The following is a 13188-nucleotide window of genomic DNA, read 5'->3' on the forward strand; positions in this document are numbered from 1 at the left end:
AGAGTTTGAAGATGCCTTTGATTTCGCGTTTCATCCTTTTGCTGGGGGTGCTGCTGGCCAGCGCTTGCGCCCAACAAGCCCCTGCATTCACCCCGCCATCCGAGCGTCCGGTGGCGGCCAGTGAAAAACCGTGGCCGAAAAATCATGTGTTGGGCATCGCCTATCACGATGTCGAAGATCGCGACCCCGATCAGGCTGTGGTGGCGGTGCGTACCGAGCGCCTGATCGAGCAGCTCGCGTGGCTGCGGGAAAACGGCTACAAACCGGTGACGGTCGATCAGATTATGGCCGCACGCAAGGGCGGGCCGGAACTGCCAGCGAAGGCGATCCTGCTCAGTTTTGACGACGGTTACTCAAGCTTCTACACCCGCGTGTTGCCGGTGCTGCGTGCCTACAACTGGCACGCGCTGCTGGCGCCAGTCGGCAGCTGGATCGACACGCCGCTGAACCAGCCAGTGGATTTCGCCGGTGCTCCGCGCCCGCGTTCCGACTTTCTGACCTGGGATCAAATTCGCGAAATCTCACGCTCCGGGCTGGTGGAAATCGCTGCCCACACCGACGCCAACCACAAAGGTATTTTGGCCAACCCGCAGGGCAACCTGCAGCCTGCGGCGGCCACCCGGCGTTATGACCCAGTGACCAAACGCTATGAATCCGAGGCCGATTTCCAGGCGCGGATCCGCACTGACGTGAACAACATTTCGGAAAAAATTCGCAAAGTCACCGGTAAGAAACCGCGCGTGTGGGTCTGGCCATACGGCGCGGCGGATGGTACTTCGCTGACCGTGGTGGGCGAGGAAGGCTACGAAATGGCCCTGACCCTCGAAGACGGTCTCGACGCCCTCGACAACCTGATGAGCAGCCCGCGCTTTCTCGTCGCCTCGGATCCTGACGGCGCGCGTTTCGCCAACAGTATCGTCGACGTGCAGTCGGATTTCGTCATGCGCGTGGTGCATGTCGATCTGGACAACGTCTACGACCCGGATCCGGCGCAGCAGGACATCAACCTCGGCAAACTGGTGCAGCGCATCGCTGACTTGGGCGCCAACACGGTGTTCCTGCAAGCCTTCGCCGATCCCAAGGGCGATGGCCTGGTGCATTCGCTGTACTTTCCCAACCGCCACTTGCCGGTGCGTGCGGATATTTTTAACCGTGTCGCCTGGCAACTACGTACCCGCGCTAACGTGAAGGTCTTCGCGTGGATGCCGGTGCTGAGTTTTGGTCTCGACTCTAAACTGCCGCGCGTGACCCGTTGGGACCCGAAAACCGGCATCACCTCGGTGGACCCGGATCAGTACCAACGCTTGTCGCCGTTCGATCCTGAAGTGCGACGGATCATCGGTGAAATCTACGAAGACGTGGCGCGCCTGACCTCGGTCAACGGCATTCTCTACCACGACGACGCGTTGCTCTCGGACTTCGAAGATGCCAGCCCGGCGGCGCTCAAAGCCTATGCGGCCAGCGGCTTGCCGGACTCGATCGCGGCGTTGCGCGATGACCCGGCTGCCATGCAGCGTTGGACCCGATTCAAGAGCCGCTACCTGATCGACTTCACCAACGAGCTGACGGCCAAGGTTCGCGCCATTCGCGGCCCGCAGGTGCTGACCGCGCGCAACATCTTCGCCGAGCCGATGCTCAATCCACACAGCGAAGAATGGTACGCACAGAACCTCGACGACTTCCTCGCGACCTACGACTGGACGGCGCCGATGGCGATGCCGCTGATGGAAAAACAGACCCAGGCAGAGTCCGGCCCGTGGCTGGAGTCGTTGGTGGAAACCGTCAGAAAGCGTCCCGGAGCGCTGAATCGCACCGTGTTCGAATTGCAGGCGCGCGACTGGACCAAAAAAGAACAGGCCGACATCGATGGCAAACAACTGGCCGACTGGATGGGCCGTCTCAAGCGCCAGGGTGCGACCAGTTTCGGTTACTACCCGGACAACTTCCTCGACAATCTGCCGGACCTGAAAACCGTCCGGCCTGCGCTCTCCAATAAATGGAACCCATAACATGCTGGATAGACTGTTAGCCCTGCTTGTTCTGGCGCTCGTCCTCGGCGTGCCGCTGGGACTGATTTTCCTCGTCACGGGCCAGTTCCTGATGGACTTCGTGTTCTTCTACCCGTTGTTCATGTCGGGGTTGTGGATTGCCGGTGGCCTGTATTTCTGGCTGCACTGGGAACGCCACTGGCCGTGGAAGGACGATACCCTGCCGCCGCCGCTGGCGGGCGAACCGCTGATCTCGATCCTGATTCCTTGCTACAACGAAGGCGACAACGCTGCCGACACGATTCACGCGGCGCTGGCCCAGCACTACCCGAACATCGAAGTCATCGCGATCAACGACGGCTCCAAGGACAACACCGCCGAAGTGCTGGACAGGATCGCCAAGGAAGACCCACGGCTGCGGGTACTGCACCTGGCGGAAAACCAGGGCAAGGCCGTCGCCCTGCGCATGGGTGCCATCGCGGCGCGCAGTGAGTATCTGGTGTGCATCGATGGTGACGCGCTGCTGGCGCCGAACACCGCAGCCTATCTGGTCGCGCCGATGCTGGATAACGCGCGGTTGGGCGCAGTGACCGGCAATCCACGGATTCGCACACGCTCCACGCTGGTCGGGCGGGTGCAGGTCGGGGAGTTCTCGTCGATCATCGGTTTGATCAAACGCACACAACGAGTGTTCGGGCGGATCTTCACGGTGTCGGGCGTGATCGTCGCGTTCCGTCGCACGGCACTGCACCGGGTCGGCTACTGGAGCCCGGACATGATCACTGAAGACATCGACATCAGCTGGAAGCTGCAACTCGATCACTGGAGCATCTTCTACGAGCCACGCGCGCTGTGCTGGATTCTGATGCCGGAAACCCTCGGCGGTCTGTGGAAGCAGCGCTTGCGTTGGGCTCAGGGCGGCGCCGAGGTGTTGTTCAAGAACATTCGTGGCATCTGGCAGTACCGCCATCGTTACCTGTGGCCGTTGCTGTTCGAATACTGCCTGTCCACCGGTTGGGCGTTCACTTTCCTGTTGTCGGTGATCTTCTGGGGCGTCGGCAAGTTCGTGGTCATGCCCGAAGCCATCGCGGTGGATCACCTGATGCCGCCGGCGTTTACCGGTTTGCTGCTGGCCTTTGTCTGCCTGGTGCAGTTTGCCGTCAGCATCATCATTGACCGGCGCTACGAGCCGGGGTTGGGCAAGACCATGTTCTGGGTGGTCTGGTATCCGATTGCGTTCTGGTTTGTCAGCCTGCTGACCACGCTGGTCAGTTTTCCCAAGGTGCTGTTTGGCCAACATCAGAAGCGTGCGCGCTGGGTCAGCCCTGACCGTGGCATCAAGCCGATCGGGGACGACGAAGAGGAGGTCATCAAATGAAAATCATCCGGACTCGCCAACGACCGTTTCTGGTCGTGATCGATGTGATCTTCACCGTTATCGCTTGGGTTGGCCTGCTGTATCTATTGGTGCAAGGCCTGTGGCCATTGGTCGAAACCCACGAAGGTGGGCCGCGCATTGATAGCTCGGCGTTTGATGCGCTCGGCACCTTGCAGATTTATCTCTGGGTGGCGGTGGTGAACGCGGTGATCCTCATTACTTGGGCGCGTTATCAGCACCGCAAAAGCCGCAGCTTCGCCCAGCGCCGACTGCCGGCGCCGGTGGTCGACGATGAGGGGCTGAGCAAGAGTTTCAAGCTGTGCGACGACCGCTTGCAAAAGCTGCGCACCCCGGGGGTGATGACCATCCACAACGATCAGGAAGGCGACATCAGCCATGTGGTGACGCATTTCTGGCCGGTGCAGCAGGCCGAATTACCGCCGCGGCTGGCACCGCTTGAACACCCGAGAGTGATCTTTTTGCATGCCGAAGACGACGACAATCGTGAGCCGGTCAACCGGATGACCTGACTTCGCGAATCAACTGCCAGGCCTCTGTAATCGACAGCGGCTGTTTCATTCGCTCGGCCAGCAGCGCCATGGCGCGCTCCTCTTCGCAAGCCACAGCGGCCACCACAACACCGTTTTGACCGAACAGCCCGAGGAAGGGCGGCTGTTCGGGCTCGCCCATGAACTCGACTTCATCCCAATGCTCGGCGTGGCCGAGGTAGTCGTAGTTTTTGCCGAAGTGCCACGTCCAGAAAAACGGCACATCCAGATAGTGCTCGTCGCCGCCAAGCATGTTGGCAGCGGCGATTCGCGCGTGTTGCTGGGCCAGGCGCCAATGTTCGATGCGCTGTGGCTGGCCGTTGAGCGGGAACGTAGCGATATCGCCAATCGCCCACAGACCTTCCGATACGCGCATGCCGCCGTCGACCCGCAGTGAATGGTCTTTCTCCCGTGGTAATACCGTGAAAGCCTCGGTGGCCGGGTGCACGCCGACGCCGGCCAGCACCAGATCCGCTGCAATCCGCAAGCCGTTGTCGAGCAAAACCGCCTCGACTTTGTCGTGACCGGTGATCTCCACGGCCTCATGCTCGGTGATGAACTTCACCCCGTTTTCTTCGTGCAGCGCACGGATGGCTTTGCCCACGGCTTCGCCAAACTGGGCGGCGAAAGGAATCGCGTGGCGGGCGAGTACCGTGACATCGAGACCCTGCTGGCGCAGCGCCGAGGCGCATTCGAGGGCGATGAAGCTGTCGCCGATGATCACCGCACGTTGATCGGGTTGGGCCGCGAGCATGATCTGTTCGGCCTGGGCTTTTGAGCGCAGGAGGAACACCTGCGGCAGATCCGCGCCGGGCAACTCCAACGGATTGGGTTCACCGCCGGTGGCCAGCACGGCGGCGTCGTAATTCACGGTTTGGCCATCGTTCAGGTGAAGGGTTTTCGCTGGGGCGTCGAGCGAAGTGATTTCGCTTTGAATGCGTTCGATACGCTGCTCTTTGTAAAAATCTTCATCGCGCAGCGGCGGGGTTTCTTCCGGCGACATTTCGCCTGCGAGGACAAATTTGCTCAGCACGGTGCGGTCGTAACCGGCGTCTGCTTCGCGGTCGATCATCTTTATGCGCCCGCCAAATCCCTTTTCCCGCAGCGCCGCCGCGCATGCAGTGCCCGCCGCACCGGCGCCGACAATCACGAACGTGCGTGAATCGTCTGCCGGTGGCGTGTGTGGATCGGCGATCGGCTGGTCACCGACCCAAACCTCTTCGCCGCGTAGCTCCAACGGATACCGCTTGAGGCTGTCGAGGGCCGGAGGTTCGCATAAGGCGCCGTCTTCAATACGGAAAGCAGCCTTGTGCCATGGGCAGATCAGCCGACCATGACACAACGCGCCGTCCGCCAATGGCGCGCCGGCATGTGGGCATTCGCCCTGAAACGCACGTAATTGGCCGGCGGCGCGCAGCACAACGATCTTCAAATCGCCGATTTTGACTTCCAGGCCACGGTCTTGCGGGACATCGGCGAAACGGGCGACACGGTGCAGGGACATGTTCGACTTCCTCGCGGGCATTTCTCTTACGAGTTTGCGCAACAGTGCGAGGTTCAGCCATTTGCCACTGCCACGGCACGAACGGTACAGCTATAGTTTGCAGGCCGACGACGGCCCCACTGCACAAGGTGCTCCCGGAATGACCCGATTGACCTCTCTCAACCCTTGGCTGGCGGCCGTTGCCGTCGCCCTTTGCGTGCAGTTTCCGGCGCAGGCCGCCCAGGAGCGCTTCACCCTCAGCATCCCTGGTGTGTCCGATAACCGTCTGTTCACCTCGGCAGCGGCCAGCGATGCAGCCGGTTGCGGCGGCAAGAACCAGTCGCCGGCGCTGAGCTGGAACGCCGGCCCTGCCGGTACACAAAGCTACGCGATCGTCATGCACGACCCGGATGGTCAGAAAGGCCTGGGCGTCGATCACTGGATTCACTACGGCATCAAAGCCACCACTCGCCAGATCGCCGCTGGTGTCGGTGCCAAATCCGCGTTCGAAGGCGTCGGCGGCACCAACAGCAAAGGCAACACTCACTACATGGGCCCGTGCCCACCGGTGGGTGACAGCGCGCACCACTACATCATCCAGATCTACGCCCTCGACCTGGCCCCGGACGCACTGCCGGCCGGTCTGACCCGCGCCGAGCTGATGGAAAAAATCAAAGGCCATGTGCTGCGCAACAGCAGTGCGGTGCGGCGTTATCACCGCTGAAAATTTTTTCAGTCGCGTTTAACCCGAACTGAAAGGGCTGCCCGTCTCAGTGGATGAATGATCAATTTCATCCCGAGGTCAGCCCCCATGTCCCGTTCCCTGCCTTTTCTGCGACCTGTTGCGGTCGGCGTGCTGTTGGCCATCGCCGGTTGTGGTGTTTCGTCCAACCCGGAATCCGTTGCCGCGCCGGCTCAGCCTGAAACGATGGTGCAGCATGAAGCTGTGCTGGCCGACAGTGCGATGGCCAAGCGCAGTGTTCGCCCGGCACCGATCGCCAGTTTCGCTGCGATGCCCGCGCGGGAAAGTTATCCACAAGGCTATCGCGACGAGCAGCGTGAGCAGTATCAGAAGCTGGCCGACAACCCCATCCACAGCGTCACCGAAACCCCGGTCTCGACCTTCAGCGCCGATGTCGACACCGGCGCCTACGCCAACGTCCGTCGCCTGCTCAATCAGGGACGCCTGCCGCCGGAAGGCGCGGTGCGACTTGAGGAAATGGTCAATTACTTTCCCTACGACTACGCATTGCCCAACGATGGCTCGCCGTTTGGCTTGACCACCGAACTGGCCGCGTCACCGTGGAACCCGCACACCCGATTGCTGCGCATCGGTATCAAGGCTTCCGACCGCGCCGTAGCAGAACTGGCCCCGGCCAATCTGGTGTTTCTGGTGGACGTGTCCGGCTCGATGGATCGCCGCGAAGGGCTGCCGATGGTCAAGAGCACGCTGAAACTGCTGGTCGATCAATTGCGCGATCAGGATCGTGTGTCGCTGGTGGTGTATGCCGGTGAATCCCGAGTGGTGCTGGAGCCAACTTCCGGACGGGAAAAAGCGAAGATTCGTACAGCCATCGAGCAATTGACCGCAGGCGGCTCGACCGCTGGCGCCTCGGGCATCGAACTGGCCTATCAAATGGCGCAACAATCGTTCATTCCCAAAGGCATCAACCGTATCCTTCTGGCCACCGACGGCGACTTCAACGTCGGCGTCAGCAACTTTGACAGCCTTAAACAAATGGCTGTGGATAAACGTAAAACCGGTATTTCCCTGACCACCCTGGGTTTTGGTGTGGATAACTACAATGAACACTTGATGGAACAACTGGCCGATGCAGGCGATGGCAACTACGCCTACATCGACAACCTGCGCGAGGCGCGCAAAGTGCTGGTCGATCAACTCGGTTCGACCCTTGCCGTGGTGGCGAAAAACGTCAAACTGCAGGTGGAATTCAACCCGGCGCAGGTCAGCGAATACCGCCTGCTCGGCTACGAAAACCGTGCGCTCAAGCGTGAGGACTTCAGCAATGACAAAGTCGATGCCGGCGAAATCGGTGCAGGACACACGGTGACCGCGCTGTATGAAATTGTTCCGGCAGGCGAGAAGGGCTGGCTGGAACCGCTGCGCTACGGCAAATCGAGTGTGGCTGTTTCCGAGAAGAACGGGGAATTGGCGATGCTGCGTGTGCGATATCAACAGCCCGAAGGTGGGAAAAGTCGGCTGATCGAGCGGCCGATTGCCAATCAGGTCGCACCGGCCAGCGAAGACCTGCGCTTTGCCGCCGCCGTTGCCGCGTTTTCCCAGCAACTCAAGGACGCTCGCTACACTGGCGACTTCAGCTTGAAAGACACCGAAGCGCTGGCTCGCGGCGCGCGGGGCGATGATCGTTTTGGCCTGCGCAACGAGTTCGTGCAACTGGTCGAACTGACGCAGAGCCTGCGCACTTCAACTGCATCGAATACGCTGCCCACTGAGCGACGGATTGAATAGTGAGTCGTCTGAAAGGCTTCATCAGTCAGCTGTTTGCTTCGCCAGACAGCCCGGCCGCCAGCAGCGATGAAACGCTGCTGGCGCGTTATCGCGAGGGCGACGGCGCGGCGTTCGAGATCTTGTATGCCCGTCATCGTCAGGGCCTTTATCGATTTCTGCTCGGTTTGAGCGGCAAACCGGAACTGGCCGACGAAGTCTTTCAGGAAACCTGGCTGAGCCTGATCCGCAGCACCAGTCAGCCACAAGGCCGAGCGACCTTTCGTACCTGGTTGTTCCAGATTGCCCGCAATCGCCTGATCGACCACTGGCGCAAGCACGGCGCCCATCAACCGTTGCACGACAGCTACGACGAACAGGCGCACGCGGTCAGCGATGAGGCGAGTGATCCCGAACAACTGCTGAGCCTCAGCCGCGACAGCCAGCGCCTGGAAAACGCACTGCAAACCCTGCCCGCCGACCAGCGCGAAGTGTTCCTGCTGCGCGCCCACGGCGACCTCGACCTGGCACAAATCGCCAGCCTCACCGAAACACCGCTGGAAACCGTCAAAAGCCGCTTGCGCTACGCCCAGCAAAAACTGCGTCGGCTGCTGGCCGAGGAGGTACTGACATGACTGACGCCCGCCAGACACCCGAAGATCCTGTGATCAAACATGTTCGCGAACAGCACAACGCTGAACCGCCAGCGCACCTCGACGCGTTCATCCTCAAGGCTGCCCACCGAGAAGTCCCGGCACCGAAGCCAAGCCTGTGGCAACGCTGGCTCGACGCCTGCCGCAAACCGCGCTGGCAAGTCGCCTTCGCCAGCCTCGTCGGCGTCGCCCTGATGCTCTCGCTGGTGCAACGCGCCCCCGAACCGCAGCCGTCATTCGACTTCGCCCCGGCCGCCAAACCCGCCGCATCAATGGCGCGTAAACAAGCGCCCGAAGCATTGTCCGCTCCCGCGCCGATGGCAGAAATGGCCGCGCCGATGCAAAGCGAAGCGTTCAGCGCCGACGAAGCCAAAACCAGCAAACGCGCCGCCGCCCCGGCCAACGGCCTCGACGAACAACTGCGCGAAGTCCTGCGTCTGCGCGAATCCGGCGAATCAAAAGCGGCCGACACCCTGTTCAACAACCTGCACAAACGCTACCCCAACGCCGACCTCGACGCCCGACTGGAAAAAATCCAGCAGAACTGACCGCCTGTTCGCCCAGCCATTTGGCATTGCCCCGCAAAAACGCGCACTATCGGGCCATAGCTGAAGCGCTGGAGAACACCGTGGCACCAAAAATCGACCGCATCGCCCAACTCCTCAATTGCCCGCAAAAGGGCGAAGAGATGCGCCGCGCGATTACTGAAGCGCGTAAGGAATTTCTGCTGAGTCAGCAGGAAGAGGATGTGCTTGAGGAAGACGGCGTCTTTGAAGAGGAGGTTGAGGGGGAAGACGACGAGGATGAGGATTACGACGAGTTTGACTGGACGACGGAGTGAAGCTGTTTGAGGAATTCCCTTTAAAAAATCATTTCCTCCCCCTGAGTTTCCAGCTGCCATTGTCCATTTATCTGTTCGTTGACCCTCCGCGCTGAAAAGGGGCACTATAAGGTACTATTTTTCGTACTTTTGGAGGCGTCATGGAGCACCTGCTGGCTAGTCGTTCAGTAAGCATTACTGAACTGAAACGCAGCCCCAGTACCGTGATCGAGCTTGCCGGTTCGGAGCCCATCGCCGTTCTCAACCATAATCGCCCAGCTGCCTATCTCTTGGCCCATGCCACTTATCAGGAGTTGCTGGATCGCTTGCGAGCGGCTGAATTGCGCGAGGCAATCGCTGCAAGTCGTAACGATCCTCGTCCGGCGGTCGCAGCCGACACCGTTTTTGCTGAGATTGATGCGCTTATAGATGACATCGAAGCTGAGCAAAATCGCTTATGACGCGGTTGTTATTTTCCGCAATGGCTCGAGAGGATCTGCAACAGATCGCCCGCTTTATCGCTCGTGACAACCCTGGACGTGCTCGGACCTTCGTTGGTGAGTTGCGTGTGCGCTGTGATCAGTTGACCAGCCAACCGAATCAAGGAATTTCCCGAGAGGAGTGTGCCAGGGGGCTGAAAATGATCGCCCACGGTCGCTACCTGATTTTTTACTCACTTGTTGAGAGAGATGTTCAGATAGAGAGGGTTCTGCATAGCGCGCGAGACATCGCTCGAGTACTCGATCCCCACACCCCGGATCGCTAGCCGGAGCAGGCTGAAAAACAGCGCCCACAAAAAAGCCCCGGACCATTACAGTCCGGGGCTTTTTCATTTCTATTCGTGGTGCACCAGGCGGGATTCGAACCCACGACCCCTGCCTTCGGAGGGCAGTACTCTATCCAGCTGAGCTACTGGTGCAGCGGGCGACATCATACCTAGGTCGGCTCGGGGCGTCCATGCTGGGTTTTGGGGCGTATTGTCAGTGCGCGTGTCGGGATAAATCCGCTGCATTCCTTAAAGCGGTAACGTCCTGCAAAACCCTCGCTTGGCGCTTTCGCGGGGCTGATCTATGGTTTTGCTGCTGCTGGAGCTTTTTGCTCGTTGATCTGAAAATTTCCACAAACACGCCGTTTTTGTTCTTTTTTTCGAACGCCCTATTGTCCTTTAACCCCTTTGCTCCTACGATCCGTTTGAGATTTCAAACGCTCGTAGATGGGGTGTTGAAGCGCAGGTGTTTCGAGTCGTGCACTATCTTATGCGCCTCACCCGGTCACTGATTTCCCTGACGGCAGCCTTGCGAGGCGCCTTTCTACAATCATAATTTGCTCCGCGCAGGCCGCGGTGCTGTTAAGGAAAGCCGACATGCAGCTTAAAGACACCCTGTTGTTCCGCCAGCAAGCCTTCATTGATGGCGCTTGGGTCGATGCGGACAACGGTCAGACGATCAAGGTCAATAACCCGGCCACTGGCGAAATCCTCGGCACCGTGCCGAAGATGGGCGCTGCCGAAACCCGTCGTGCCATCGAAGCCGCTGATAAAGCGCTGCCGGCCTGGCGTGCACTGACCGCCAAAGAGCGTGCCGGCAAGCTGCGTCGCTGGTTTGAACTGATGATCGAGAACCAGGACGACCTCGCTCGCCTGATGACGCTCGAACAGGGCAAGCCGCTGGCCGAAGCCAAGGGCGAAATCGTTTACGCCGCTTCGTTCATCGAGTGGTTCGCCGAAGAAGCCAAGCGCATCTACGGTGACGTGATTCCGGGCCACCAGCCGGACAAGCGCCTGATCGTGATCAAGCAACCGATCGGCGTGACCGCGGCGATTACCCCGTGGAACTTCCCGGCAGCGATGATCACCCGTAAGGCCGGCCCGGCGCTGGCTGCCGGTTGCACCATGGTGCTCAAGCCTGCTTCGCAAACTCCATTCTCCGCATTCGCGTTGGCTGAACTGGCCCAGCGTGCCGGCATTCCTGCGGGCGTGTTCAGCGTTGTTTCCGGCAGCGCCGGCGACATCGGCAGCGAGCTGACCAGCAACCCGATCGTGCGCAAGCTGTCCTTCACCGGCTCGACCGAAATCGGTCGTCAACTGATGGCGGAATGCGCCAAGGACATCAAGAAAGTCTCGCTGGAACTGGGCGGCAACGCGCCGTTCATCGTGTTCGACGACGCAGATCTGGATAAGGCCGTCGAAGGCGCGATCATTTCCAAGTACCGCAACAACGGCCAGACCTGTGTCTGCGCCAACCGTCTGTACATTCAGGATTCGGTCTACGATGCGTTCGCCGAGAAGCTGAAAGTGGCAGTGGCCAAACTGAAGATCGGCAACGGTCTGGAAGACGGCACCACCACTGGCCCTCTGATCGACGAAAAAGCCGTTGCCAAGGTGCAAGAACACATCGCTGACGCTGTCGCCAAAGGCGCCACCGTACTGGCCGGTGGCAAGCCGATGGAAGGCAACTTCTTCGAGCCGACCATCCTGACCAACGTGCCGAAAAACGCAGCCGTGGCCAAGGAAGAAACTTTCGGCCCGCTGGCGCCGCTGTTCCGTTTCAAAGACGAAGCCGAAGTGATCGCGATGTCCAACGACACCGAGTTCGGTCTGGCCTCGTACTTCTACGCTCGTGACCTGGGCCGTGTGTTCCGTGTGGCCGAAGCCCTGGAATACGGCATGGTCGGCGTCAACACCGGGCTGATCTCCAACGAAGTCGCGCCATTCGGCGGCATCAAGGCTTCGGGCCTGGGCCGTGAAGGCTCCAAGTACGGCATCGAAGATTACCTGGAAATCAAATACCTCTGCCTGGGCATCTAAGCCGAGAAAGGGATCGCTGCAAACGCAAAGGGCACGAGAGCGCTGTCCCTTTGCGTCGTTTCAAACCGGAATTTTCTCTGCGGCCGGGAACGCCGTGGCAGTCGATCATCGCATGCTGCCACCGTCGCTTCCTCCCGCTTAATCCTTGAACCACGCCGCCCGATGAGCGGCGAATGAGGACTGTAATGAGCAAGACTAACGCTGAACTGATGGCCCGCCGTACCGCTGCTGTACCCCGTGGTGTTGGCCAGATTCACCCGATCTTCGCCGAATCCGCGAAGAACGCGACCGTAACAGACGTTGAAGGTCGTGAATTCATCGACTTCGCCGGCGGTATCGCTGTACTGAACACCGGCCATGTGCACCCGAAAATCATCGCTGCCGTGACCGAACAGCTGAACAAGCTGACCCACACCTGCTTCCAGGTACTGGCTTACGAGCCTTACGTTGAGCTGTGCGAAAAAATCAACGCCAAGGTGCCAGGTGATTTCGCCAAGAAAACCCTGCTGGTCACCACCGGTTCCGAAGCCGTGGAAAACGCCGTGAAAATCGCCCGTGCCGCCACTGGCCGTGCCGGCGTGATCGCGTTCACTGGCGCTTACCACGGTCGCACCATGATGACCCTGGGTCTGACCGGTAAAGTCGTGCCTTATTCGGCCGGCATGGGCCTGATGCCAGGCGGCATCTTCCGCGCGCTGTACCCGAACGAACTGCACGGCGTGAGTATCGACGATTCGATCGCTTCCATCGAACGCATCTTCAAGAACGACGCCGAGCCGAAAGACATCGCTGCGATCATCATCGAGCCTGTACAGGGTGAAGGTGGTTTCTACGTCGCGCCGAAGGAGTTCATGAAGCGTCTGCGTGCCCTGTGCGACCAGCACGGCATCCTGCTGATCGCTGACGAAGTACAGACCGGCGCTGGCCGTACCGGTACGTTCTTCGCCATGGAACAGATGGGCGTTGCTGCCGACCTGACCACTTTCGCCAAATCCCTCGCCGGCGGCTTCCCGCTGGCCGGTGTGTGCGGCACGGCCGCATACAG

Annotated in this window: 13 protein-coding genes and 1 tRNA gene; 12 read left to right on the forward strand and 2 right to left on the reverse strand. The window is 60.1% G+C overall.

The window, feature by feature from the left end; genetic code table 11:
• Positions 1-11 precede the first annotated feature (11 nt).
• From pgaB to pgaD, 3 genes are read left to right on the forward strand one after another with little or no spacing between them, the layout of a single operon-like run.
• Positions 12-2009: a poly-beta-1,6-N-acetyl-D-glucosamine N-deacetylase PgaB gene (gene pgaB, locus ACIOVB_RS03020; RefSeq protein WP_401264690.1), complete on the forward strand. Its 1998-nt coding sequence runs from the start codon at positions 12-14 to the stop codon at positions 2007-2009.
• A 1-nt stretch (position 2010) separates the two neighbouring features.
• Positions 2011-3366 carry a poly-beta-1,6-N-acetyl-D-glucosamine synthase gene (gene pgaC, locus ACIOVB_RS03025; protein WP_187680298.1) on the forward strand — a complete coding sequence of 452 codons (1356 nt, stop codon included), beginning with the start codon at positions 2011-2013 and terminating at the stop codon, positions 3364-3366.
• Positions 3363-3896 (forward strand): poly-beta-1,6-N-acetyl-D-glucosamine biosynthesis protein PgaD, encoded by a 534-nt coding sequence (pgaD, locus tag ACIOVB_RS03030; protein WP_401264692.1) that lies wholly within the window; start codon positions 3363-3365, stop codon positions 3894-3896. The genes pgaC and pgaD overlap by 4 nt, the downstream gene beginning before the upstream one ends.
• On the opposite strand, the gene ACIOVB_RS03035 is transcribed toward pgaD, so the two are convergent.
• A complete protein-coding gene (locus ACIOVB_RS03035) occupies positions 3880-5418 on the reverse strand; it encodes an FAD-dependent oxidoreductase (RefSeq protein WP_401264695.1) in 1539 nt (512 codons plus the stop codon). The two genes, pgaD and ACIOVB_RS03035, sit on opposite strands and share 17 nt — an antisense overlap.
• A 139-nt stretch (positions 5419-5557) precedes the next feature.
• On the opposite strand from ACIOVB_RS03035, the gene ACIOVB_RS03040 reads away from it, so the two are divergent.
• The 7 genes from ACIOVB_RS03040 to ACIOVB_RS03070 all read left to right on the forward strand — a co-directional run bounded on the left by ACIOVB_RS03040 (position 5558) and on the right by ACIOVB_RS03070 (position 10103).
• On the forward strand, positions 5558-6121 hold the full coding sequence (locus tag ACIOVB_RS03040; RefSeq protein ID WP_187680295.1) for a YbhB/YbcL family Raf kinase inhibitor-like protein: 564 nt from the start codon (positions 5558-5560) through the stop codon (positions 6119-6121).
• An 87-nt stretch (positions 6122-6208) separates the two neighbouring features.
• Positions 6209-7888: a von Willebrand factor type A domain-containing protein gene (locus ACIOVB_RS03045; protein ID WP_401264698.1), complete on the forward strand. Its 1680-nt coding sequence runs from the start codon at positions 6209-6211 to the stop codon at positions 7886-7888.
• Positions 7889-7917: 29 nt separating this feature from the next.
• Entirely contained in the window at positions 7918-8499 is a 582-nt protein-coding gene (locus ACIOVB_RS03050; protein ID WP_401264845.1) for an RNA polymerase sigma factor, read from the forward strand.
• Positions 8496-9065 carry a hypothetical protein gene (locus tag ACIOVB_RS03055; protein ID WP_401264700.1) on the forward strand — a complete coding sequence of 190 codons (570 nt, stop codon included), beginning with the start codon at positions 8496-8498 and terminating at the stop codon, positions 9063-9065. Before ACIOVB_RS03050 ends, ACIOVB_RS03055 begins: the two co-directional genes overlap by 4 nt.
• 20 nt (positions 9066-9085) lie before the next feature.
• Positions 9086-9358 carry a hypothetical protein gene (locus ACIOVB_RS03060; protein WP_401264703.1) on the forward strand — a complete coding sequence of 91 codons (273 nt, stop codon included), beginning with the start codon at positions 9086-9088 and terminating at the stop codon, positions 9356-9358.
• A 140-nt stretch (positions 9359-9498) separates the two neighbouring features.
• Complete coding sequence (locus ACIOVB_RS03065) at positions 9499-9798, forward strand: type II toxin-antitoxin system Phd/YefM family antitoxin (RefSeq protein ID WP_187680290.1); 300 nt, start codon at positions 9499-9501, stop codon at positions 9796-9798.
• Positions 9799-9818: 20 nt separating this feature from the next.
• The gene (locus ACIOVB_RS03070; protein ID WP_401264846.1) at positions 9819-10103 is read left to right on the forward strand and encodes a type II toxin-antitoxin system RelE/ParE family toxin; all 285 of its coding nucleotides are present in this window, start codon (positions 9819-9821) and stop codon (positions 10101-10103) included.
• Between the two features lie 76 nt (positions 10104-10179).
• Here the strand turns inward: ACIOVB_RS03070 and ACIOVB_RS03075 are convergent.
• Positions 10180-10256: transfer RNA gene (locus tag ACIOVB_RS03075), tRNA-Arg, on the reverse strand.
• 444 nt (positions 10257-10700) lie between these two features.
• Here ACIOVB_RS03075 and gabD point away from each other — a divergent pair.
• Positions 10701-12143, forward strand: coding sequence for an NADP-dependent succinate-semialdehyde dehydrogenase (gene gabD, locus ACIOVB_RS03080; protein ID WP_401264704.1), 1443 nt, complete (start codon positions 10701-10703; stop codon positions 12141-12143).
• A 185-nt stretch (positions 12144-12328) separates the two neighbouring features.
• On the forward strand, positions 12329-13188 hold an 860-nt coding region (locus ACIOVB_RS03085; RefSeq protein ID WP_401264707.1), incomplete at its 3' end, for an aminotransferase class III-fold pyridoxal phosphate-dependent enzyme.

It is taken from the genome of Pseudomonas sp. NPDC087639 (genome assembly GCF_044743385.1).
Taxonomy (GTDB): Bacteria; Pseudomonadota; Gammaproteobacteria; order Pseudomonadales; family Pseudomonadaceae; genus Aquipseudomonas.

Bases quoted from the DNA above. Each gene is read 5' to 3' on its own strand.
- pgaB (WP_401264690.1), top strand. From the start codon at position 12: ATGCCTTTGATTTCGCGTTTCATCCTTTTGCTGGGGGTGCTGCTGGCC.
- pgaC (WP_187680298.1), top strand. From the start codon at position 2,011: ATGCTGGATAGACTGTTAGCCCTGCTTGTTCTGGCGCTCGTCCTCGGC.
- pgaD (WP_401264692.1), top strand. From the start codon at position 3,363: ATGAAAATCATCCGGACTCGCCAACGACCGTTTCTGGTCGTGATCGAT.
- ACIOVB_RS03035 (WP_401264695.1), bottom strand. From the start codon at position 5,418: ATGTCCCTGCACCGTGTCGCCCGTTTCGCCGATGTCCCGCAAGACCGT.
- ACIOVB_RS03040 (WP_187680295.1), top strand. From the start codon at position 5,558: ATGACCCGATTGACCTCTCTCAACCCTTGGCTGGCGGCCGTTGCCGTC.
- ACIOVB_RS03045 (WP_401264698.1), top strand. From the start codon at position 6,209: ATGTCCCGTTCCCTGCCTTTTCTGCGACCTGTTGCGGTCGGCGTGCTG.
- ACIOVB_RS03055 (WP_401264700.1), top strand. From the start codon at position 8,496: ATGACTGACGCCCGCCAGACACCCGAAGATCCTGTGATCAAACATGTT.
- ACIOVB_RS03065 (WP_187680290.1), top strand. From the start codon at position 9,499: ATGGAGCACCTGCTGGCTAGTCGTTCAGTAAGCATTACTGAACTGAAA.
- ACIOVB_RS03070 (WP_401264846.1), top strand. From the start codon at position 9,819: ATGGCTCGAGAGGATCTGCAACAGATCGCCCGCTTTATCGCTCGTGAC.
- gabD (WP_401264704.1), top strand. From the start codon at position 10,701: ATGCAGCTTAAAGACACCCTGTTGTTCCGCCAGCAAGCCTTCATTGAT.